Below are 20,247 nucleotides of genomic sequence, written 5' to 3' on the forward strand. Positions count from 1 at the left end.
TTAGTTTCGTAAAAATGGCTCCACTTTTTGCAATAGTTTCTGCATTTTTTCAGCGTTTGTCTTATATAGTTCTTTTGCTTCCTTTGACTCTGTTTGCAAAGCGAATAATTCAAAGTCTGCCTGCACTTTTTTGATCGCCGCTAGCAGCAGCTTTTTCTCTTGCGGCTCAGGAATTTGGATTTTATCGTCATACAAGTCAAGCGTCAGCTGACCGTAAGAGTCTACTTGGCCTAAAAACACATTCTCGATCGCCACCCCTTGTTTATCCAATTCCTGTTTTAGCCAGCCGCGGTTCAGCCCTATCGTCGCAAGCGGCTCATCTAAAATCATGCCGTCCATAATTACTGTTTGCGGCTCCTTTTCTGACGGCGGGTTTGGAAATACGTCCCCAACGGTTAACGGCTGTTTTTCCCGTTTCAATAACACGTTTAACTCGCCGTTCGGCTCAAGCACCGCAAATTCCACATCTGCCACACGAAACACATCTTTTTTGCGAAGCTGCTCGAGCAATTCATCGACGGTATATTTTTCCCGTTTTAAATTTTCTTCTAACACTTTGCCGTTTTTAATAAAGACCGTCGAATTGCCTTCAACGAAGTTGCGGAATTTTTTATTTCGCAGTGAAAGACGGGAAGTAGCCACCGGGAATAACGCCCAAATTAAAATACTTGTAATTCCTTCCTCCAGACTAATACTTAAATCCATTGACATCGTTCCCGCAATGTCGCCAATGGTAATGCCGACGATATACTCAAAAAACGAAAGTTTTGCTAATTGTTTTTTTCCTAATATCCGTGTAATGATAAACAACCCAATTATAATAAAAACCGAACGAATTGCTACTTCTAACCATGCTGGCATCGATCATGCTCCTTACTTTCCATGATATTGAGGCTCCTCCAATTCCAGCTTGCCGATACGCTTTTTTATATCAGCAATAATTTCCTCTATCATCATCATCGCCTCATGAAACGTTCTCTGCGCCTCTTCATCTTGTGAAATGAGAGCAAGCCCTTGCAGTCCGGCATGAATGCTCTTTAAGCTCGCTAGACTTTGTTTTACTTGCGAGGCAACGGTCATCGCTTTTCCTCCTTATCCTTTTGGTCGGAATAATAGTGCACCGATAAATCCAAATACAATTGCTGCCGAAATACCAGAACTTGTGACTTCAAACATTCCCGTCAGCACTCCAATAATGCCATGTCTGTCCGCCTCTTGAAGCGCCCCGTGAACTAGCGAATTCCCAAAACTGGTAATCGGAATCGTTGCACCAGCGCCAGCAAAATCAATGAGCGGCTCATATAAACCGAAACCATCTAAAATGGCGCCAACGACAACCAGAGATGCCAACGTATGGGCAGGAGTCAGTTTGAACACATCCATCAAAATTTGTCCAATAACACAAATAAGCCCACCGACAACAAACGCCCAAAAAAACATCGACATCATGATTCATCACCTCCATACTCGATCGCCACCGCGTGAGCAATGCAAGGAATCGTTTCGTTTTGCTGGAACGAAAGCGGCGATAGAAGGGCGCCGGTTGCAACGACGAGAATTCTTTTCAGCTCTCCTCGTTTCATTCGGTTTAACAAATGCCCGTATACGACAGTGGCAGAACAACCAGCACCGCTCGCTCCCGCTAATACGGGCTGACCTTCCCGGTAAATAATCAATCCACAGTCTTGATAGCGATCTTCCTCTACATTCACTCCATGTTGACGCAATAAATCGAACGATATTTCATGCCCGATCTTTCCTAAATCCCCGGTGACGATCAAGTCATAGTAAGAGGCATCAATTTGCATATCGCGCAAATGTGCTTCGATCGTATCTACTGCCGCAGGTGCCATCGCTCCTCCCATATTGAACGGGTCGCTCAATCCCATATCAATGACTCGGCCGATCGTCGCTGATGTAACACGCGGTCCGTCGCCGTGAGAGCTGATAAGCGCTACACCTGCCCCGGTGACTGTCCATTGGGCGGTTGGCGGCTTTTGCCCTCCGTATTCCGTTGGATAACGGAATTGCTTCTCTACCGCCGCATTATGACTTGACGCACCTGTCAATATATAGTCTGCCCCACCGTAATTCACAATAAAAGCACTTAACGCCAATCCTTCCATCGAAGTAGAGCAGGCGCCAAACACCCCTAAATATGGAGCGCCAATCGTTCGTGCCGCAAAACTAGTCGGGGTCATCTGGTTAATAAGATCTCCGGCAATTAGAAACTGCACTTTCTCTTTTTCTATTCCCGCTTTTTCCATCGCTTTGAACATCGCTTCTTCCAGCAGCACTTTGTGCGCCTTTTCATACGATTCCTCACCGAGCCACAAATCTTCATGAAGCAGATCGAAATCATCGGCGATGCGGCCGTTTGCCTCGAACGGCCCTCCAACAGTCGCCGTTGACAAAATAGTCGGTTTGTTTTCAAACACCCATGTCCGATGCCCTTTTAGCATTATAAACCACCCCATTTCGTTGCGATCGTTTTCACTAATGCAACGGCAAAGGCGGAAAACGTACCAAATAAAATAACCGACCCTGCCAGCTTGAACATGTTCGAGCCAACCCCAAGCACAAATCCTTCCGTCCGATGCTCAATCGCTGCCGAAATAACGGCATTCCCAAAGCCTGTAACAGGAACAGCGCTTCCAGCCCCAGCAAATTGCGCAATCCGGTCATACACTCCAAGTCCGGTTAAAATCATTGAAATAAATACCATCGTCGCAACGGTCGGATTTCCCACCGTTTGCTCCGTAAAATCAAAAAAGTACATGTAAAGATACGATATCGCTTGCCCAATGGTACAAATTAGCCCGCCAATAAGGAAAGCGCGAACACAGTTTTTCAAGACAGGGCGTTTCGTTTCTCGTTCTTTCTCAAATAAATGATATTCTTGTTGTACGGGAGTAAGTTTTTTTCGTTTCTCGTTTGCCATGGTGCCACCCCTTACGTGAGCTCTTCGCTTAATTGTTTGATCTTTTCTATTTGTTGATCCACTTTCCGTTCATTCCATTTTTTATTTCCTAATTTGCCACGCAACTCTTCTGTTTTCCAAAAAATTTTTAAATCACTCGATGAAACAATTTGATAATTTGGAAATAAACGTATTAACTGACGATCAATTTCTTTTTCGATTTGTTTGCGATAAAATCGATGCATATGCTTTATTTGATAAGCGACAAGCAGTTTATTGCTTGTGTTTACAGCAACGACATCTTTTATATCATCTCTTTCCTTAAGATGCGCAACTGCTTGTTCTGCCGCTTGCTGATTTATGGCAGCCTGTTGCGCTCCATTTGTATTTATTTCCATGAAATCAGATCCTTGCATCGACTGTTGCTTTACTTTGTTTTCATTCGCACAGCCGCCCATTAATATGCCGATAACAATCGTCATAATCAACCATTTTCTCATTCTCATCAACCCATCCATTTATGTATTTCGTTCGAAAAAAGGTTGGTATATAACCAACCTTTTTTCAACATCTTTGGAAACTCGATCTCGCTGCAAAATAGCATGTGTTATTGTTGTTTATATTGTGGCTCTTCGTTTTGAATTTCTTGCACGCGAGAGTTGACTAAATCAACGATCGCTTGTGTTTGTTGCGCTGCTTGTTGATAAAGTTGTTTTGCTGCTTGATTTTCCGTTTGTAATGCGAACGATTCGAAGCTTGCTTGAGCTGATTTTAAACTTGCTAACGTTTGTTTTACTTGAGTTGCAACAGTCATGTTTATTCCCTCCCTAATATTGCGGTAGTATCGATTACAATTGTTAGAATGGATTTTTTTGCAGAAAAATATAATTGTCATTTTTTACAAAAAATTAGGCTGTCCATAGAACCGGACAGCCTTTTCTTTATACTTATTTTTCTTCATTCACTTTGTCAGAAAAACCGCGGCCAAGAGATGGGTTGTTAATAATCCCTGCGATGACGAGAATGCTTAAAAATGCTTCATACAGACGCTCGTACTTCCCTAAATCAATATCGACGCCAAATGTTTGCAGCGCCAAAAAGATAAAAGAACCGATGGCAAGCCAAAGACCATAGTTTTTAAAGCGTTCCACTTACGCTTCCCCCATCCATTTTCACCAAATGCTTAAATCCAGGAAAAAGGTCTTCTTTCCTCTTCATGATCATCATGCTTATGATCATCATGCGGTGATTCTTCATGAACATCTTCGATTGCTTCTACATCTTCGCGATGCGGAAATAACCACGAATCGCGAATGCGTCCTTTTGGAACTATTATCACATCGTCAGCATGAATAATTAGCTTATCGACATGAATAACACGAGATTTTTTACGACCAGACATGCCCATTCCTCCTTCCTGTCGACTTGTTGCATTGTTAGATTATGCAACTAGGCAGATGAAGGTATAGGCATTTTTCACAGTTCATCCATTATTTCTTTTTATTGTTCTGCCGCAGCCACATCCTCCTGCCCGCTTCGCAGTCGTCTTTTTGGAAGAATACACCCGTTTTGCCTTAATTTGCTGTGGTTGAATTCCTTTTTTCATCGCTATAACCTCCAAGCTGTGTAGTGTATTATTAGTTTATGTGGTGTGGAAAAAATGTGTTTCTCCTTTTTCATCACGTTTTGATGTTTTGGATGTAATTGGCATTGGCCAAAAACTGTTGTCGAAAATCCCGTAAACATTCCATGATGTTGCAATGATTTCTTGCTTTGCGCGTATTAATCGATACTTTATCATAGATACAAGAAAACGAGCGGGAGACCTTTCTTTTCCCCCGCTCGTTTTTATGAATCCCATTTTTCCACTGCCCATTCGATGAAAGATGCGCCCCCAGCAATCGCCAATATCATAAGGAGTGGATGAAATATAATAGGGCAGAATATGTTGCCGATATAAAGAATAGCAGCACACCAAATTCCTGTGCACCAATAGCAGCTCAGCAGCTCCCCGATCCAATGGCGCAGACCGCTTCCTTTAATATTCAAAAATGATTGTACCGTTCCATCAGGTAATGTTTCTTCCACAATTTCATGAAACGGCTTCCGTAAAAAAGCAGTAATCGAATCATACATGATCAATCTCGTTAACCGAAATGTTCCTAAAATAAAAAGAAAAAGTTCAGTAGCGGCCACGATGTTCTTCTTCTCCCTTCTCCGAAAAACCAATTAACGTAAGGGAAACGACCTCCTTTCTTGGAATCGCAACCTCTCCGAAAGCAGTATCCATGATAATTTCCGTTTTATCATATTCACGGATGATTCCTTCTCTTTCTCCGTCCGTACTAATGAGCTTGCATTTTATATTGGCAAGATGCTCTGGGAGATTGGCTAAAAAGGACAGCTGTTCCTCTAGCGACATTTGTTGAAACTGCTTTTCTTGCTCTTGGACAATTTCTTCATGTCCCCATTCGTTCTCATGCTCCGCTTTTTTTTCGACAGCCTTTTTGCTTTTAAACGTTTTCTGCATGTAAGAAACCACACGCTCCATCTTCGGCTGCACGATATAAAGAAGCGGCTCATTTTCCACTATATCCCGCCGTTTCATCGATAGTCCCCTCCTTTTTCAACTGTTGCCTTATATATGTATGCTGTTTATCATGAGAATTGCCAAGAAGTTACTCAAAAAAACAAGCTGCTCCTTTTCTAGGAACAGCTAATCCGATTTATATAACGTTTTTCGATCGCTATCACCATTGCTGGATGGGAATGATCGATGATCCGGCTCTAATTTTCATTTTAATACCCTAAAATATGGTACCCAGAATCGACGTGGATAATTTCCCCCGTAATGCCGCGTGACAAATCGCTAAATAAAAATAGTGCCGCATCGCCAACTTCTTCTTGCGTCGTCGTGCGACGAAGCGGAGCGCGTTCTTCGATTTGTTTTAAAATCGAGTTGAAATCGCTAACCCCTTTTGCCGATAACGTCCGAATCGGTCCTGCCGAAATGGCATTGACACGGATGCCGTATTTTCCTAAATCGTTTGCTAAATATTTTACACTTGCATCAAGCGCTGCTTTTGCCACACCCATAATGTTGTAATTTTGTACCACACGTTCACCGCCAAGGTATGTTAATGTGACGATGCTTCCACCTTCGGTCATCAACTCTTTCGCTTCCCTGGCAACAGCGGTTAATGAATAAGCGCTGATGTTATGGGCAAGCAAAAATCCTTCGCGGCTTACATTCACATATTCTCCGCTTAAATCTTCTTTGTTTGCATACGCAATACAGTGGGCAACCCCATGAATGACGCCAACTTGCTCCTTAATTTGTTGGAAGCATTGGATTATTTCTTCATCTTTTGTCACATCACACGGCAAAAGAAGAGAGTTTTCATCCTCCAGCGTATCAACAAGAGAACGAACCTCTTTTTCAAAACGTTCCCCAGCGTATGTAAACACAAGACGAGCCCCCGCTGCATGCAGAGACCGCGCAATTCCCCATGCAATACTGCGTTTATTCGCCACTCCCATAACCACATATGTACGTCCTTTTAACGATAAATTCATTCGTCATCCTCCTATATCCATTAAAATTAATATTTGTTATTAGTACCTAGTGTTAATTTTATTATATGATAAGTCTCACAGAAAGTAAATGAATCAAAACTCTTTGCAAAAATATCGTAATTCGTTAATATGGTATATGGCATGTTTTTATTCATGATGGAGAGGGTCATAATATGGAACAAGATCGACTATCACAACCAAAGCTTGATTATAATTTGTTGTTTATTTTGTTTTTAATGGCGATTGTTAGCGCGATCGCTATTCATAGCGCACAACCAACTTTGCCGGAAAAATTGCAGAATGTCAATTTTGCTTATAAACAATTGCAATGGTATGCGATTGGTGGTGTTGTTATCGCATTAACCATGATTATCGATTATGATCGTTTTTTCCAAATCGCGTGGTATTTATATGGATTTGGAATGTTGCTGTTATTGGGTCTTGAATTTAACGTTCCTGGTACAGTCACCATTAAAGGAGCAACAAGCTGGTACTCTCTTCCAGGCGGGAATTTTCAGCCATCTGAATTAATGAAAATTTTTATGATTATCGTTCTTAGCCGCATTATCATTAACCATCGCGAGAAATATCCGGAACCGACCGTAAAAGATGACTTTAGGCTGCTTGGCAAAATCGCCTTAACTGTTTTGCCGCCATTAATATTGCTAATGAAGCAACCGGATTTAGGAATGTCGATGGTGTTTGTTGCCGTTACCGGATCACTTGTGCTCGTTTCTGGCATTCGCTGGCGCATCATTCTCGGAATTGTGTTTGCTGGATTGATGGCCGTCGCTATTCTTTTATTTATTTTCTTCCGATTCCCTGACTTTTTCCACAAATATATTTTAGAAGAATATCAGTTAAACCGTTTTTATGGCTGGCTTGCTCCTTATGAATATTCCAATGAACAAGGCTTCCAGCTCATTCGTTCACTGCTTGCGATTGGGTCCGGAGAATTATACGGAAAAGGATATGGCAATCTAGACGTATATCTTCCTGAAGCACATACCGACTTCATTTTCGGAATCATCGCCGAACAGTTCGGGTTCATTGGTGCAAGTGTTGTCATTTCACTATTTTTCCTTCTTATTTACCGTATGGTTCATATTGCTTTAGAAAGCAATGATTTATACGGAAGCTACTTATGCGCCGGGGTCATCGGAATGATTACATTCCAAGTATTTCAAAACGTTGGAATGACCATTGGACTTTTGCCAATCACCGGTCTTCCGCTTCCATTTATCAGTTATGGGGGAAGTTCGCTTGCGACTTATATGTTAGCCATTGGACTTGTTTTGAATGTCCATTCACGCACGAAAAAGTTTATGTTTTCTTCCGAAGAATAAAAAGCCGCATGATCAGCGGCTTTTTATTTTATAATAATCATGCGCATTCATTACTTTACTAAAGGAGAATGAAACGATGAAAATCGATATCATTGGCGATATTCATGGATGTTATTCAGAGTTTGTAAAGCTAACTAAAAAGCTTGGATATGAATGGGACAGCGGCATTCCCATTCACCCAGATGGGCGGAAACTCGGTTTTGTCGGCGATTTAACAGACCGCGGCCCACAATCGTTGCAAACAGTAGAAGTTGTCTATTCCCTTGTCGAGCGCAAGTCAGCTTATTATGTCCCAGGGAATCATTGTAATAAACTGTATCGCTTCTTTTTAGGAAGAAACGTCCAAATCACGCACGGTCTTGAAACAACTGTCGCAGAATATCGCGCATTGCCGCCAAGTGAACAAGCAATGATTCAAAAAAAGTTTATGAGGCTATATGAAGCCGCTCCGTTATACGCGCAGCTAGATAACGGCCGCCTTATTATTGCACATGCTGGCCTTCGTCAAGACTATATTGGAAGAAATGATAAAAAAGTTCAAACATTCGTTCTTTATGGTGATATTACCGGGGAAACAAATCCCGATGGAACACCTGTCCGGCGAGATTGGGCAAAGCGTTACAAAGGAAGTGCATGGATTGTATACGGTCATACACCGGTGAAACAACCTAGAATCATTAATCGTACGATTAATATTGATACTGGCTGTGTATTCGGCGGAGCGCTGACCGCTTTTCGATATCCTGAAATAGAAACCATATCAGTTCCATCTTCCTTGCCATATGTGCCGGAAAAATTCAGAACGTTCGATTGAGAATACCGCTTATCAGCTTACTCGTTCCATCAATTGTTTCATATCATCAGGAAGCGGGCAAGAAAACGTATATATTTGCCGCTTGATCGGATGGAAAAAGGAAAGCTCTTTGCTGTGCAACGCCTGGCGGCTAATTGCTTCCCGGCTTCCGCCATACAATTCATCCCCTGCAAGCGGGTGACCAATATGCGCTAAATGAACACGAATTTGATGCGTGCGGCCTGTCTCTAGCTGGAGCGATACGTATGTATATTCACGAAGCCGCTGTAATACGCGAAAATGAGTAACGGCCCGTTGACCATCATCGCGTACTTCCCGAGCAATAATGCTATCGCTTTTGCGGGCGATTGGCGCATCAATCGTCCCCTTGTCTTCCGCTAAACATCCGTGACAAATCGCTTCATAACGCCGCGTTACTTTTCCTTGTTGTTGCAGCTTGGATAATAAATGATGAATATGACGATGTTTTGCGACGAGAGCAAGGCCGGAAGTATCGCGATCCAGTCTTGTTACAACATGAATCGTCGACTCTAACTGTTGCTTTTGGTAATGATAAAGCAATGCATTAGCAAGCGTGCCGCCCGGATGCTCACGCGATGGAATCGTTGCCATAAACGGCGGTTTATTCACGACCAAAACATATTCATCCTCATATACAATATCAAGCGGAATCGCTTCCGGCATCATCCCTTCACTTGGGGATTCTTTTGGAAATAGTACTCGCAATGTTTCTCCACAACAAAGACGATGACGAACAGTGACTGGCTGTTCATCCACGAAAATGGCCCCTCCATGGAATTTAATGTCTGTTAATGCCGTTTTCGAAATGCCTTGTTCCTTTAAAAATTCCCGGACAAGCTTTCCTTCCTCTTTTTCCGTAATCGTCCAAGTTAGCGTAAAACGCGACAATGTTTTGTACCTTCCTTTACTTCCTATTTATTCTAATCAAACAATGGAGCGAAATGGGTTAATCAGCGATAAATGAATCGCGCACTCGCTTCCAAAATGGAAACGGGCGGAAACGAGCAAAACGAATTTTCTCCTGTGCGACGCGACATTGAATCGATTTAACGTCTTTATGCAAAAGCGATAAATGATCAATCGTAATTTGAAAATCGACATTGTTCACTGGCTTTAATATACATGTATGGTGCGCAGGAAGTACAAGCGGTGATCCAATCGTACGAAACACCCGGTTATTGATGGACGCCATCTCGGTTACTTGTATCGCTTCGAGTGATGGGTGTAATATCGCGCCGCCTAGCGCTTTATTATAGGCGGTGCTTCCTGTCGGCGTAGAAATGCATAATCCGTCACCGCGAAACGTTTCAAATAAATCGCCTCGGATTTCTACATCGATCACGAGCGTGCCGCTGACGCTTTTTACTGTGCATTCATTTAAAGCGAGATATTTTGCTTCCCGTCCCCCGTTTATGTAGCGAATAATCACTTCTAACAACGGATACTCCACCACTTGGTACGGTGTTTTCGCAATCGCGATGACTAGCTTCTCGATTTCTTCAGGCACCCAATCGGCGTAAAATCCTAAATGTCCGGTATGAACCCCGACAAACGCCGTTTTATCTAATCGGCGACAATAACGATGGAACGCATAAAGCAATGTTCCATCACCGCCGACGGAAATGACAATATCAGGTTTATCTTCATCATACTGTAAATCAAAATCAAGTAAATATGTTTTAATTTTTTGCGTAAGTGCGTTCGATGTCTCATCCCCTTTGGACGTAACGGCAAATTTCATCGGCTCTTGTTTTTCTTTCATCGTTATTCCCCTTTTGCATCCTGTTTTCGCGAAAAAGCTGCTTGCGCTTCTTGAATTTCAAAGCGAATTTTTGACATTTCTTCGTCCAAACGATAAGCTGCTTCTGCAGCGCGCTGCAATCTTACTTTAATATCTTCAGGAAAGCGACCGCTATACTTGTAGTTTAATGAATGTTCAATCGTTGCCCAAAAATTCATCGCGAGCGTCCGAATTTGAATCTCTGCCAAAATTTTCTTTTCTCCGCAAATCGTTTGCACCGGATAGCGGATCACTACATGGTAAGAGCGATAACCGCTTTCTTTTTTTTGGCTGATGTAATCTCGTTCTTCCACAATTTCAAAATCGTTCCGTTTCCGAAGCAATTCGACTACCGTTTTAATATCATCGACAAATTGGCACATCATACGAAGTCCGGCAATATCTTGCATTTGTTCTTCCAATTTATCAAGAGGTATATTTTTCTTTTGCGCTTTATCCAAAATGCTTGCGACTGGCTTTACTCTTCCGGTAACAAATTCTATTGGCGAATGCACTCCTAAAATTTCAAATTGGGCGCGCATTCCTTTTAGTTTTACTTTTAATTCTTCCACCGCTTGTTTGTATGGCGCCAAAAATAAATCCCAATGTTTGACCATCATACCACCACCAATTGTTATGTAAGAAAAATTTCTTTTACCGCTTGTTCCATCTGTTCTCCGTAATTGGCGTTTCCATCAATATTTTCAATTAAATATGTTAGCTCTTCCTTGAAATGGGTCAGTTCCATTTCGATCGTTCCACTTTGCAAAAAAATAGGTGTACCGTCTGTTAATACTTGTTTGATGTCCATCCAAAACTCGGATGGAATCGCAACATAAATAAAATCTTCATCCGTTTCTAATATATAAATAAACGCAATATTGTCTGAATCAACAAGCATATGATTTTTTGGTCTTGCTTGTTCAAGCGAAAATGGAGGATGATCGCAGATTAGCCATAATCGCTCATCTTGTTTTTCTACTTTTTCTACGACTAATTTCTTTTGCATACCAAATCTCCTTCCACATAAACAGTCCTTTTTTATTTTACCATAATCACCCTATGCATAATAAATAATTGATATTCAACAATAAACATCCGATAATAAAATTGAAATGGATACAAAGGGGAGAAAACATGAACCAAGAAATAGAAATCGAATTTAAAAATTTATTAACAAAAGAAGAATTCGACCGAATTCGACAAGTGTTTCATATCGATGATCATGCTTTTGAACATCAAGAAAATCATTATTTTGACACACCGCAATTTTTGTTAAAAGACAAACGAGCAGCACTGCGAATTCGCGTAAAAAACGGCAACTACACATTAACGTTGAAACAAACGACAGCACAAGGGGTTTTGCTTGAGACGCATGAACAGCTTACAAAAGAAGAAGCAGACGCCCTCTTAAATGGCACTGCAATGGTTCAAGGCCCGATTGCACAAATTCTTCAAGAAATTGGCGTTCCGCCTGAACAACTACAACATTTTGGCACATTAGCCACCGACCGCGCACAATGGATGTACAAAGGCGGCACACTTTTTCTTGATCATAGTCATTACCTACAAACCGATGATTATGAGTTAGAATATGAGACTAAAGATGTAGAAAGAGGAAAACAACAATTTTTACAGCTGCTTCATTCTCTGCATATCCCAATTCGGCCAACAGCTAATAAAATTCAACGTTTATATATGAAAAAATATAGAGCGGAGGAAGAACGATGAACACTCCTGCACTAAAACTATTGTTGGAACTTCAGGCATTGCAAAATTTATCTACCAATCGTCCAAACATCATAAATCAAAATAACACATGGTCATTTGCGCAGCTATTCCATCAATTGCTGTCAGAGCAGCAACCAATGTTGCAAGTACCTGAAAATCCAAATGTTTCAACACCATCGGCAGAAAAAACATCTTCCTCTAAACATATGGATGGGAATATTGATACATTAATTGCACAGGCTGCGGAAAAATATGATGTTGATCCAAAGCTCGTTCGCGCTGTCATTCGTCACGAATCTAATTTTAATCCAAATGCGCGCAGCCGCGCCGGTGCGGCTGGACTTATGCAGTTAATGCCAAGCACCGCAAAAATGCTTGGAGTAGAAAACTGTTTTGATCCAGCCCAAAACATCGAGGGCGGGACAAAATATTTACGAATGCTGCTTGACCGCTATAACGGCAATGTCTCGCTTGCACTTGCCGCATATAATGCCGGCCCTGGAAACGTAGATCGTTATGGAGGAATTCCACCATTTGCCGAAACAAGAGCATATGTTGAAAAAGTGCTCAACACATACTACTCATAATATTTATTCAAGTCACTTTGTTTGAGATAAATAAACTTCATTGTTAAAATAGCAGTAAAATAGTCGTACACAATATCTAAAAGGAGTATTCACAATGGCTGAACAATGGCAAACACTTTATGAGGCGGTCGGTGGAGAAAAAACAATTACAAGGCTTGTGGAAGCTTTCTATAAACGTGTTGCTAAACATCCTGATTTAATCCCAATTTTTCCGGATGATTTAACAGAAACGATTAGAAAACAAAAACAATTTTTAACACAATACTTAGGAGGGCCACCACTTTACACAGAGGAGCACGGACATCCAATGTTGCGGGCACGTCATTTGTCATTTGAAATTACTCCAACTCGCGCTGAGGCATGGCTTTCCTGTATGCGTGCGGCGATGGATGAAATCGGTCTGTCTGGACCGGTGCGCGAACAAATTTATCATCGTCTCGTTTTGACTGCTCATCATATGGTCAATACCCCAGACAATTTGGAAAGAAAGGAGCATTCCCTTGAATGACAAATTAGCTGGGAAGCCGACCCCAGATTGGTGGTATGCTTCCCAGCCTCGCAGCAACGAGACAAAGCCGTTGGAAATTTATTTGTTTATCGATCCTTTATGCCCTGAATGCTGGGGGCTTGAACCTATTATCAAAAAGCTAATCATTGAGTATGGTCGCTTTTTTACATTGAAACACGTGTTAAGCGGAACATTGGCAACGCTGAATATGCGGAAACGCCATAAGCCAGAAACGATCGCCAAAGTGTGGGAGCGGACGGCGTGCCGTTCGGGAATGTCTTGCGATGGAAGCCTATGGCTTGAAAATCCAATTTCTAGCCCATTTGCTCCATCGATCGCCATTAAAGCGGCGGAATTGCAAGGCAAACGCGCAGGAATTCGTTTCTTACGCAAATTACAGGAATTATTGTTTTTGGAAAAGCAAAATGTATCCGATATTTCCGTGTTAATTGATTGTGCAATAAGCGTTGGATTGGATGTGGATGAATTTGTTCGTGATTTACAGTCGTCAAGTGCGTCCAAAGCATTTCAATGCGATTTAAAAATTACATCAGAGATGGATGTAAATGAAATTCCAACACTCGTCTTTTTTAACGAAAACATTGAGGACGAAGGAATTAAAATTTCCGGATGTTACCCTTACGAGATTTATGTCGAACTCATTCATGAATTGCTTGGCTTCCATCCAGAACCATCCCCTCCTCCCCCGCTCGAGTCATTTTTAAGCCATTTTAAATTCGTCGCCACAAAGGAAATTGCAGTTGTTTATGATATGACTATAAACGAAGCGGAAAAAGAGATGAAAAAACTACAGCTGAAACAAAAAGTGGAAAAAGTACCGGTAAAGCATGGAACGTTTTGGCGCTATATCTCAACAGAAAAATAAACAAGGAAAAGCCCGGCATTCAGCCGGGCTTTTCCTTGTTGCCAAGACAACAAAGGGGATGGGAGAAATTTTTCACGGTCAAACAAAGGGGTATAAGGTTTTTGTGACTTCGTTCACGATATCATCTTAACAAATTAAGGCGAGTGTTGACAACTACTTTGTGCTTTTGTTCACATTATTGTCATAAATATAGAAGAAAGCATGTTTTCCTTTGCTTTGTTCATATAAATGAAATGAATCAAATTAGGAAGGGGAAAAAAGGTGAAGAAACACATCACTCTGTTCATTTGGGGATTGGCTGTGCTTATCGCCTTTTGTTTAAATTTGTTTGGCCTTATGCATCTTATTCCACTGTTTATTACGATGCCACTTTTATTTGTTTCTATTTTTGGCTTTTTAGCAACTTGGAACAGCCGCAACCAATTTAAAGGATTTTATCAAAAGCGAATGTGGCAATAACTCCACATTCGCTGTTTTTTACGATAACATCTGTTCCATTTCATCTAGCTTTTCTGCGAATACTTGACAAGCCTGCCGGATCGGTTCCGCGCTCGTCATATCTACTCCCGCTTTTTTCAACACCTCAATTGGGTAATCGGAGCTGCCTGCTTTTAAAAACTCAATATAGCGTTTAACGGCCGGTTCCCCTTCTTCTAATATTTGTCTGCTTAATGCGGTGGCTGCGCTAAACCCTGTGGCATATTGATAAACATAATAATTGTAATAAAAATGTGGAATACGCGCCCATTCTAATCCAATTTCCTTATCGACGACAATATCATCACCGAAATATTTTTTGTTTAATTCGTAATACATGGAAGTCAATGAATCAGCTGTTAACGCTTCGCCTTCCTGCACCTTCATATGGATCATATGTTCAAACTCTGCAAACATCGTTTGCCGAAAGACCGTGCCACGGAACCCTTCTAAATAATGGTTAAGTAAATATAATCGTTTTTTCTCATCATCGATCGTTTTTAATAAATAATCACTTAACAGCGCTTCGTTGCATGTCGATGCAACTTCAGCAACAAAAATGGAATAATCTCCATACGGATACGGCTGCGTTTTGCGTGTGTAATAACTATGCACAGAGTGGCCAAATTCGTGGACTAACGTAAACAAATTATGGACGTTATCTTGCCAGTTAAGCAAAATATATGGATTTGTTCCATATGAACCTGATGAATAGGCACCGCTTCGTTTCCCTTTATTTTCGCGTACATCTACCCAGCGGTTTTCGAGGCCCTCTTTAACGATGCCAATATATTCTTCACCGAGCGGAGCAAGCCCTTTTAACATGTATTCTTTCGCTTCTTCATACGTTACTTCCATTTTTACATCTTGCACAAGCGGAGTATATAAATCATACATATGAAGTTCGTCAAGTCCAAGCGCTTTTTTGCGTAAACGGACATAACGGTGCAACAGCGGCAAATGTTCATGAACCGTTTCGATCAAACTATCGTAAACACTTTCAGGAATATTATTGCTGCTTAATGCCGCTTCCCGCGCTGATTTATAACGGCGAACGCGGGCAAAAAAGTTATCTTTTTTCACCGCTCCGGCGAGAGTGCTAGCAAACGTATTCTTGTACTTTTCGTACGTATCATATACCGCTTTAAACGCATCGCGCCGCACACGGCGGTCTGTGCTTTCCAAAAAGCGAATAAAACGGCCATGTGTCACTTCCACTTCTTCCCCATTTTCATCAATAATCGTTGGGAATGTTAAATCCGCATTATTCAGCATGCCAAATGTAGTCGAAGATGCTTGCATGACTTCCGCAGCTTGGGCAAGGAGCGCCTCCTCCTCGGCAGACAATACATGCGGACGCTGACGGTTAATTTCGTCTAAAGCGTGTTCATACAGCTTTAATTCTTTTTTCTCTTCTAAAAATGAGCGCAACTTTGCCTCATCGATCGATAAAATTTCCGGAACGATAAACGCCATCGCACTAGACGCTTCGCTATAAAGGCTGGTAACACGGTCATTAAGTCCTTGATAAAAGGCATTTGTCGTATCTTGGTCGTAACGCATATGCGCATATGTATATAGCTTGCCGAGACGCATCGATATCTCATCTTGATATTGCAGCGCTTCGTATAACGTATCTGCTGATTCTCCCAACCGCCCTTGATAGTCCGATAATTTCGGGATCATTTTTTTCACTGCTTGGAATTCTTGCTCCCATGCTTCATCCGTTGGGAAAATGTCCTCTAAACGCCATGTTTCTTCTACAGGAATTTCACTTCGTGATGGCAACGATTTTTTTGTTTTCTTTTCTTCCATTTTGCAAACCTCCTTTTGGAAAATTATATCATAAATCATATTCACTTTTTTACTATCATTTCCTTTTTCGAGAAAATAAATGTTTGCCATCATTTTCTTATACAATATTTTTGTTAAGTTCCAATTTATTTATATAATGGTAAAGAGATGGCTCCATTTTCATCTGCTCCATCATTTGTTGATCCTGCTGTATTACTTCATCCATCGTCTTTGGAAAAGTAAATTCCTTTACTAAACGAAGGCTTTTGCGGCTTTCCCATTGAAAATAGCCTAACTTCGTAAGCAATTGCAAATACTCATAAACTGCTTGCGTATAGCGTTGTCCCATTGCGAGCGGCAACTGGCGAGCCGCAAGCCGCCCCGCTGCCATTCTTTCATCAATAAAACGATAAATGGAATGTATAGAGACAAGTTTGCTTTCTGATTGCATAAATGGGATTAACACATATGTTTGCCAAATAAATGGCGGTGTTTCAAACAAATAGCCGTGCGGCAGCGGCCAGCCTGCTTCGGTAGGAAAAAGTGAAGGAATAATGCCAAAGCGATAAAAATCAGAACAAATAAGCCTTGTGATCTTATTCGGATATGACGTGAAAGTGAGACGCCATTGTTTTTTACGGCAAAGCCAATCATTCCAAAACGATGGTGGAAGTGAAACAACCGGGGATGATAGCAAATCGGAAAAAGAAACCGAATGCAGAGGCTTGACAATGGGAATCGCAAATGTATGGCGAACAGAAAACGGAATCAAATGAATAAGGCGGATAAGACGTTTGGTTTCCGAACAATAGTAGAAAAGGAGCGGGCGAGTAACAAACGGAAAATGGTGGGCAAACATCCATTGAAATCGGGGCAATGCCAAGTGGTATATGGTCCGATATCGCAAATGATGTGCTCCAAGAATCCAAATTGGTCGAATTCCTTTTATACGATAGGAATCATTGCGTTTTTGAAACAACTGTTCACTAATGGTAGAGCATTGATATTCCATCGCATACAGGAGGTGGTTATGCGCAACAAGGATGTCTGGACGTTGTTGAATCGATGGTAAATATGGCTCCAATTTTGCCCGTATGTTTTGACGTTGAAGCCAGGAAAATAGATCTAATTTTCCTGTTAAATGACGTGTTGATTCCGACTCATGTTCATATGGACATGCGGCATCTTTTTTATGCGCAAAATGTGGAATGCGGCGACTGCCAAGCTTTAATACCACTTCCCGCTTGCAGGCAGGGCAAAAAAATACTTCCCTCCTCTTTAACTGAACTAATTCCTCCTTTGTCCAAGTCTTAGCCAGTGAAATGAATTCCCCATTCCGCAGCAAGGCAACAAGCAAAATGATCACATCCTTTCATCATCCTTTCTAGTTTATTCGACAAAAACAGTCTGATTTCCTATTTTTTATACAAAATTCCCTAAAAATGATAAACACCCGGTACAATTCCGGGCGAGATTTTATAATAAAGGAGATAATAATCTTGATACAGATTCAACAACACGAATGGATAACGGACGTTGTTGAAATGTTTCATAATCAATTGGACTGGCTTCTTTTAAATCTTCCAGAAAATCAACAACAAGTTTTTTTGTACTATCCGTATGATATAAAAAAGCGTTTACTTCGAAATTGAGATGAAAGCTGCGCATATCCATATTAGCTGTGCCGATTGATGCTAATTCCCCATCAACGATCATGATTTTACTATGCAAAAATCCTTTTGAATATTCATAAATTTTCACACCTGCTTCCAACAATTCCGGAAAATAGGATCGTGAGGCATAAAAGACAATTTTTTTATCTGGCCGTTTCGGTGCCAAAATACGGACATCAAGCCCGCTTAAAGCAGCGATTTTTAATGCTGTCAGGATATCTTCATCAGGCACAAAATACGGCGACGCAATCCAAATCGATCGCTGAGCAGACGTAATCATTGCAAAATATAAATGCTTAATGACTTCCCATTTCTGGTCAGGACCACCCGCAATTAACTGAACTCCCCCCTGACCGTCATAATGAACGAGCTCTGGAGATAAATATTCCGGTGTCAATAACGTTTTTCCCGTCATATAATACCAATCTTGCAAAAAAATAAGCTGTAGCGTCCGAACCGCTTCACCACGAATCCATAAATGCGTATCGCGCCAAAAACCGAAATATTTATCTTTTCCTAAATATTCATCACCGATATTCAGTCCCCCGACAAATCCAATCGTTCCGTCAATCACAATAATTTTTCGATGATTGCGGAAGTTAATGGTGTTGCTCAAAAACGGCAAACGAACCGGTGAAAAAGGAATCATTTCTACCCCGGCATTGCGCAGCTCTTGAATATACGTTTTGGATAATTTCCAGCTTCCTACAGCATCATAAAGAAAACGGACATGAACCCCTTTTTTTGCTTTTTCTATTAAAATCGTTTTTAGCTTCTGTCCAACTTCATCATGGCGAACAATGTAATATTCTAAATGAATATGGTGTGTCGCTTTTTCCAGTTCTTCAAAAATAGTAGAAAATGTTTCTTCGCCATTCGTCAATACCCTTGTTTCCGTCGCGAGAGAAACCGGGCTTTTTCCAATTCGATGAGCCAGCTGAAGCAGCGGACGTTGGTGTTCTCCAATCGGCATCTGTTCTATCGCCCACTCTCGCTGTCCTTGAAATTTTAAAAATGTTTGTTCATCGAGCATCGCCTTTTTTTGGAAAAGCCTCTGCTTTCGATAATTTCTTCCAAACATTAAATAAAAGAAAAATCCAATTAGCGGGAAGCTTCCGAGCACAACAAGCCACGTGATTGTATGGGCAGGTTTTCTGTTTTCGAGAGAAATAACAAACGCAATGAAAACAACAGAGCAAGAAATTAAAATACTAAGCCCACCAAGCAGCTTCCCTTCCCAATAATCATTGGTCAAAAATAAAAAAGCCGCTACAGCCAGGACAAAAATAATAACCCTTAACGTATTTCGCAATGAAGTTCACCTGACCTATTTTCTAAACTTTCCCGCCGAAGAAAACGCCGATTTCAGCAGTTGAAATCGGCGGCTACTTTAATGGAAAATATTGTTTGATCGCCTCTAAAGCATTGTCGCGAATAATCTCTTTTCCATATTCCTCTAAACGGTAAATCGTAACTTGCGAATCCATTCCATATTCTAGAAGCAGGCTCAAAATGTTGTCCATTTCATATTCGGTGTAATCTTCCTCATTAAATTGTACAAATAAGTAATATCGATCTTCAAATTGGAAAAGACGATTGTCAAGTCCTGTAAAGTTAGCACGATGTGCAAGGGCAATCAAATCTTCGATATCTTTAAAACAAATAGTAAACTGAAGGATTTCCTTATCATCATCGTTGGCAAACGATTCATCATTGCGTACAATATGGAAATGATGGTCAAGCAGTTCTTCAATTTTTTCATCAACTGGGACAGGAAAATCGCGCAATTTTTCTTCCGGAAGCGGAAGTTCCAATTTGCTTCCATCTTTCGATAATTGCGCTTTTGTGACAAGCACTTCTAACCCTTTATCCAATGCTTGTACTTGAATCCAAAGAGGTCCCTCAAGCGAAAAATCGCTTTCGCTATGAACCTCATCCATCATTTCCCAAAATAATTCTTCGCTGCGCTCACGGTTATACCAAATTTCTTCCCGGTCAAAACCACGTTCTTCTATATCAACGTAAGAAATATAAAACTTTACTGTATGTTCATTAATTCGTTCTATTTCCATATTGCCGAACTCTCCCTTCCTAAAAAAAGAATAAAATTGAAGGGACTTTTACCCCCAAAAAT

Annotated in this window: 28 protein-coding genes; 7 read left to right on the forward strand and 21 right to left on the reverse strand. The window is 41.1% G+C overall.

What is annotated here, in order from left to right:
- The 13 genes from QSJ37_RS07125 to fabI all read right to left on the reverse strand — a co-directional run bounded on the left by QSJ37_RS07125 (window position 1) and on the right by fabI (window position 6,496).
- Entirely contained in the window at window positions 1-861 is an 861-nt protein-coding gene (locus QSJ37_RS07125) for a DUF421 domain-containing protein (protein ID WP_285754498.1), read from the reverse strand.
- A gap of 12 nt (window positions 862-873) precedes the next feature.
- Window positions 874-1,080: a DUF1657 domain-containing protein gene (locus QSJ37_RS07130; protein ID WP_285754499.1), complete on the reverse strand. Its 207-nt coding sequence runs from the start codon at window positions 1,078-1,080 to the stop codon at window positions 874-876.
- A gap of 12 nt (window positions 1,081-1,092) precedes the next feature.
- Window positions 1,093-1,449: a stage V sporulation protein AE gene (spoVAE, locus tag QSJ37_RS07135; RefSeq protein WP_062679095.1), complete on the reverse strand. Its 357-nt coding sequence runs from the start codon at window positions 1,447-1,449 to the stop codon at window positions 1,093-1,095.
- Window positions 1,446-2,462 carry a stage V sporulation protein AD gene (gene spoVAD, locus QSJ37_RS07140; protein WP_081189630.1) on the reverse strand — a complete coding sequence of 339 codons (1,017 nt, stop codon included), beginning with the start codon at window positions 2,460-2,462 and terminating at the stop codon, window positions 1,446-1,448. The genes spoVAE and spoVAD overlap by 4 nt, the downstream gene beginning before the upstream one ends.
- Window positions 2,462-2,941: a stage V sporulation protein AC gene (gene spoVAC / locus QSJ37_RS07145; protein WP_285754500.1), complete on the reverse strand. Its 480-nt coding sequence runs from the start codon at window positions 2,939-2,941 to the stop codon at window positions 2,462-2,464. Before spoVAC ends, spoVAD begins: the two co-directional genes overlap by 1 nt.
- A gap of 11 nt (window positions 2,942-2,952) precedes the next feature.
- Window positions 2,953-3,420: a YhcN/YlaJ family sporulation lipoprotein gene (locus tag QSJ37_RS07150; protein WP_285754501.1), complete on the reverse strand. Its 468-nt coding sequence runs from the start codon at window positions 3,418-3,420 to the stop codon at window positions 2,953-2,955.
- Window positions 3,421-3,527: 107 nt separating this feature from the next.
- Window positions 3,528-3,734: a DUF1657 domain-containing protein gene (locus tag QSJ37_RS07155; RefSeq protein WP_285754502.1), complete on the reverse strand. Its 207-nt coding sequence runs from the start codon at window positions 3,732-3,734 to the stop codon at window positions 3,528-3,530.
- A 133-nt stretch (window positions 3,735-3,867) separates the two neighbouring features.
- Window positions 3,868-4,071 carry a phage holin family protein gene (locus tag QSJ37_RS07160; RefSeq protein ID WP_285754503.1) on the reverse strand — a complete coding sequence of 68 codons (204 nt, stop codon included), beginning with the start codon at window positions 4,069-4,071 and terminating at the stop codon, window positions 3,868-3,870.
- Window positions 4,072-4,103: 32 nt separating this feature from the next.
- Window positions 4,104-4,322: a hypothetical protein gene (locus tag QSJ37_RS07165; RefSeq protein ID WP_285754504.1), complete on the reverse strand. Its 219-nt coding sequence runs from the start codon at window positions 4,320-4,322 to the stop codon at window positions 4,104-4,106.
- 81 nt (window positions 4,323-4,403) lie between these two features.
- Window positions 4,404-4,526 carry a hypothetical protein gene (locus QSJ37_RS07170; protein ID WP_285754505.1) on the reverse strand — a complete coding sequence of 41 codons (123 nt, stop codon included), beginning with the start codon at window positions 4,524-4,526 and terminating at the stop codon, window positions 4,404-4,406.
- A gap of 242 nt (window positions 4,527-4,768) precedes the next feature.
- Complete coding sequence (locus tag QSJ37_RS07175) at window positions 4,769-5,116, reverse strand: DUF1360 domain-containing protein (protein WP_285754506.1); 348 nt, start codon at window positions 5,114-5,116, stop codon at window positions 4,769-4,771.
- Window positions 5,103-5,528 (reverse strand): CotO family spore coat protein, encoded by a 426-nt coding sequence (locus QSJ37_RS07180; RefSeq protein WP_285754507.1) that lies wholly within the window; start codon window positions 5,526-5,528, stop codon window positions 5,103-5,105. Before QSJ37_RS07180 ends, QSJ37_RS07175 begins: the two co-directional genes overlap by 14 nt.
- Window positions 5,529-5,719: 191 nt before the next feature.
- A complete protein-coding gene (gene fabI, locus QSJ37_RS07185; protein ID WP_285754508.1) occupies window positions 5,720-6,496 on the reverse strand; it encodes an enoyl-ACP reductase FabI in 777 nt (258 codons plus the stop codon).
- A gap of 173 nt (window positions 6,497-6,669) precedes the next feature.
- On the opposite strand from fabI, the gene QSJ37_RS07190 reads away from it, so the two are divergent.
- Both QSJ37_RS07190 and prpE read left to right on the forward strand, forming a co-directional pair.
- Complete coding sequence (locus QSJ37_RS07190; protein WP_285754509.1) at window positions 6,670-7,842, forward strand: FtsW/RodA/SpoVE family cell cycle protein; 1,173 nt, start codon at window positions 6,670-6,672, stop codon at window positions 7,840-7,842.
- A 76-nt stretch (window positions 7,843-7,918) separates the two neighbouring features.
- Window positions 7,919-8,656, forward strand: a complete 738-nt coding sequence (gene prpE / locus QSJ37_RS07195; RefSeq protein ID WP_285754510.1) for a bis(5'-nucleosyl)-tetraphosphatase PrpE — start codon at window positions 7,919-7,921, stop codon at window positions 8,654-8,656.
- A 12-nt stretch (window positions 8,657-8,668) separates the two neighbouring features.
- On the opposite strand, the gene QSJ37_RS07200 is transcribed toward prpE, so the two are convergent.
- From QSJ37_RS07200 to QSJ37_RS07215, 4 genes are read right to left on the reverse strand one after another with little or no spacing between them, the layout of a single operon-like run.
- Window positions 8,669-9,565 (reverse strand): RluA family pseudouridine synthase, encoded by an 897-nt coding sequence (locus QSJ37_RS07200; RefSeq protein WP_285754511.1) that lies wholly within the window; start codon window positions 9,563-9,565, stop codon window positions 8,669-8,671.
- Window positions 9,566-9,623: 58 nt separating this feature from the next.
- Window positions 9,624-10,418: an NAD kinase gene (locus QSJ37_RS07205; RefSeq protein WP_285754780.1), complete on the reverse strand. Its 795-nt coding sequence runs from the start codon at window positions 10,416-10,418 to the stop codon at window positions 9,624-9,626.
- 23 nt (window positions 10,419-10,441) lie between these two features.
- Window positions 10,442-11,074, reverse strand: coding sequence for a GTP diphosphokinase (yjbM, locus tag QSJ37_RS07210; protein ID WP_012749460.1), 633 nt, complete (start codon window positions 11,072-11,074; stop codon window positions 10,442-10,444).
- 17 nt (window positions 11,075-11,091) lie between these two features.
- Window positions 11,092-11,466: a UPF0738 family protein gene (locus QSJ37_RS07215; RefSeq protein WP_285754512.1), complete on the reverse strand. Its 375-nt coding sequence runs from the start codon at window positions 11,464-11,466 to the stop codon at window positions 11,092-11,094.
- A gap of 128 nt (window positions 11,467-11,594) precedes the next feature.
- Between QSJ37_RS07215 and QSJ37_RS07220 the strand changes: the two genes are divergently transcribed.
- The 5 genes from QSJ37_RS07220 (at window position 11,595) to QSJ37_RS07240 (ending at window position 14,628) form a co-directional block, all read left to right on the forward strand.
- Entirely contained in the window at window positions 11,595-12,188 is a 594-nt protein-coding gene (locus QSJ37_RS07220) for a CYTH domain-containing protein (protein ID WP_285754513.1), read from the forward strand.
- Window positions 12,185-12,775 carry a lytic transglycosylase domain-containing protein gene (locus QSJ37_RS07225; protein WP_285754514.1) on the forward strand — a complete coding sequence of 197 codons (591 nt, stop codon included), beginning with the start codon at window positions 12,185-12,187 and terminating at the stop codon, window positions 12,773-12,775. The genes QSJ37_RS07220 and QSJ37_RS07225 overlap by 4 nt, the downstream gene beginning before the upstream one ends.
- Window positions 12,776-12,869: 94 nt before the next feature.
- The gene (locus QSJ37_RS07230; protein WP_012749456.1) at window positions 12,870-13,283 is read left to right on the forward strand and encodes a globin domain-containing protein; all 414 of its coding nucleotides are present in this window, start codon (window positions 12,870-12,872) and stop codon (window positions 13,281-13,283) included.
- Complete coding sequence (spxH, locus tag QSJ37_RS07235; RefSeq protein WP_285754515.1) at window positions 13,276-14,169, forward strand: ClpXP adapter protein SpxH; 894 nt, start codon at window positions 13,276-13,278, stop codon at window positions 14,167-14,169. The genes QSJ37_RS07230 and spxH overlap by 8 nt, the downstream gene beginning before the upstream one ends.
- A gap of 261 nt (window positions 14,170-14,430) precedes the next feature.
- The gene (locus tag QSJ37_RS07240; protein ID WP_285754516.1) at window positions 14,431-14,628 is read left to right on the forward strand and encodes a hypothetical protein; all 198 of its coding nucleotides are present in this window, start codon (window positions 14,431-14,433) and stop codon (window positions 14,626-14,628) included.
- 18 nt (window positions 14,629-14,646) lie between these two features.
- Here the strand turns inward: QSJ37_RS07240 and pepF are convergent, their stop codons facing one another.
- The 4 genes from pepF to mecA form a co-directional block, all read right to left on the reverse strand.
- The gene (gene pepF, locus QSJ37_RS07245) at window positions 14,647-16,461 is read right to left on the reverse strand and encodes an oligoendopeptidase F (protein WP_285754517.1); all 1,815 of its coding nucleotides are present in this window, start codon (window positions 16,459-16,461) and stop codon (window positions 14,647-14,649) included.
- A gap of 97 nt (window positions 16,462-16,558) precedes the next feature.
- Complete coding sequence (locus tag QSJ37_RS07250; protein WP_285754518.1) at window positions 16,559-17,806, reverse strand: competence protein CoiA; 1,248 nt, start codon at window positions 17,804-17,806, stop codon at window positions 16,559-16,561.
- Window positions 17,807-17,916: 110 nt separating this feature from the next.
- Window positions 17,917-19,425 (reverse strand): cardiolipin synthase, encoded by a 1,509-nt coding sequence (gene cls / locus QSJ37_RS07255; protein WP_285754519.1) that lies wholly within the window; start codon window positions 19,423-19,425, stop codon window positions 17,917-17,919.
- A gap of 73 nt (window positions 19,426-19,498) precedes the next feature.
- Window positions 19,499-20,185: an adaptor protein MecA gene (gene mecA / locus QSJ37_RS07260; RefSeq protein WP_285754520.1), complete on the reverse strand. Its 687-nt coding sequence runs from the start codon at window positions 20,183-20,185 to the stop codon at window positions 19,499-19,501.
- Window positions 20,186-20,247 lie beyond the last annotated feature (62 nt).

The sequence above is a fragment of the Parageobacillus sp. G301 genome (genome assembly GCF_030268025.1).
Lineage (GTDB): Bacteria > Bacillota > Bacilli > Bacillales > Anoxybacillaceae > Parageobacillus_B > Parageobacillus_B toebii.

What these genes read in the sequence shown, in the direction of transcription:
- QSJ37_RS07125 (WP_285754498.1), bottom strand. Translation starts at nt 861, where the DNA reads ATGCCAGCATGGTTAGAAGTAGCAATTCGTTCGGTTTTTATTATAATT.
- QSJ37_RS07130 (WP_285754499.1), bottom strand. Translation starts at nt 1,080, where the DNA reads ATGACCGTTGCCTCGCAAGTAAAACAAAGTCTAGCGAGCTTAAAGAGC.
- spoVAE (WP_062679095.1), bottom strand. Translation starts at nt 1,449, where the DNA reads ATGATGTCGATGTTTTTTTGGGCGTTTGTTGTCGGTGGGCTTATTTGT.
- spoVAD (WP_081189630.1), bottom strand. Translation starts at nt 2,462, where the DNA reads ATGCTAAAAGGGCATCGGACATGGGTGTTTGAAAACAAACCGACTATT.
- spoVAC (WP_285754500.1), bottom strand. Translation starts at nt 2,941, where the DNA reads ATGGCAAACGAGAAACGAAAAAAACTTACTCCCGTACAACAAGAATAT.
- QSJ37_RS07150 (WP_285754501.1), bottom strand. Translation starts at nt 3,420, where the DNA reads ATGAGAAAATGGTTGATTATGACGATTGTTATCGGCATATTAATGGGC.
- QSJ37_RS07155 (WP_285754502.1), bottom strand. Translation starts at nt 3,734, where the DNA reads ATGACTGTTGCAACTCAAGTAAAACAAACGTTAGCAAGTTTAAAATCA.
- QSJ37_RS07165 (WP_285754504.1), bottom strand. Translation starts at nt 4,322, where the DNA reads ATGTCTGGTCGTAAAAAATCTCGTGTTATTCATGTCGATAAGCTAATT.
- QSJ37_RS07170 (WP_285754505.1), bottom strand. Translation starts at nt 4,526, where the DNA reads ATGAAAAAAGGAATTCAACCACAGCAAATTAAGGCAAAACGGGTGTAT.
- QSJ37_RS07180 (WP_285754507.1), bottom strand. Translation starts at nt 5,528, where the DNA reads ATGAAACGGCGGGATATAGTGGAAAATGAGCCGCTTCTTTATATCGTG.
- fabI (WP_285754508.1), bottom strand. Translation starts at nt 6,496, where the DNA reads ATGAATTTATCGTTAAAAGGACGTACATATGTGGTTATGGGAGTGGCG.
- QSJ37_RS07190 (WP_285754509.1), top strand. Translation starts at nt 6,670, where the DNA reads ATGGAACAAGATCGACTATCACAACCAAAGCTTGATTATAATTTGTTG.
- prpE (WP_285754510.1), top strand. Translation starts at nt 7,919, where the DNA reads ATGAAAATCGATATCATTGGCGATATTCATGGATGTTATTCAGAGTTT.
- QSJ37_RS07205 (WP_285754780.1), bottom strand. Translation starts at nt 10,418, where the DNA reads ATGAAATTTGCCGTTACGTCCAAAGGGGATGAGACATCGAACGCACTT.
- yjbM (WP_012749460.1), bottom strand. Translation starts at nt 11,074, where the DNA reads ATGGTCAAACATTGGGATTTATTTTTGGCGCCATACAAACAAGCGGTG.
- QSJ37_RS07215 (WP_285754512.1), bottom strand. Translation starts at nt 11,466, where the DNA reads ATGCAAAAGAAATTAGTCGTAGAAAAAGTAGAAAAACAAGATGAGCGA.
- QSJ37_RS07220 (WP_285754513.1), top strand. Translation starts at nt 11,595, where the DNA reads ATGAACCAAGAAATAGAAATCGAATTTAAAAATTTATTAACAAAAGAA.
- QSJ37_RS07225 (WP_285754514.1), top strand. Translation starts at nt 12,185, where the DNA reads ATGAACACTCCTGCACTAAAACTATTGTTGGAACTTCAGGCATTGCAA.
- QSJ37_RS07230 (WP_012749456.1), top strand. Translation starts at nt 12,870, where the DNA reads ATGGCTGAACAATGGCAAACACTTTATGAGGCGGTCGGTGGAGAAAAA.
- pepF (WP_285754517.1), bottom strand. Translation starts at nt 16,461, where the DNA reads ATGGAAGAAAAGAAAACAAAAAAATCGTTGCCATCACGAAGTGAAATT.
- mecA (WP_285754520.1), bottom strand. Translation starts at nt 20,185, where the DNA reads ATGGAAATAGAACGAATTAATGAACATACAGTAAAGTTTTATATTTCT.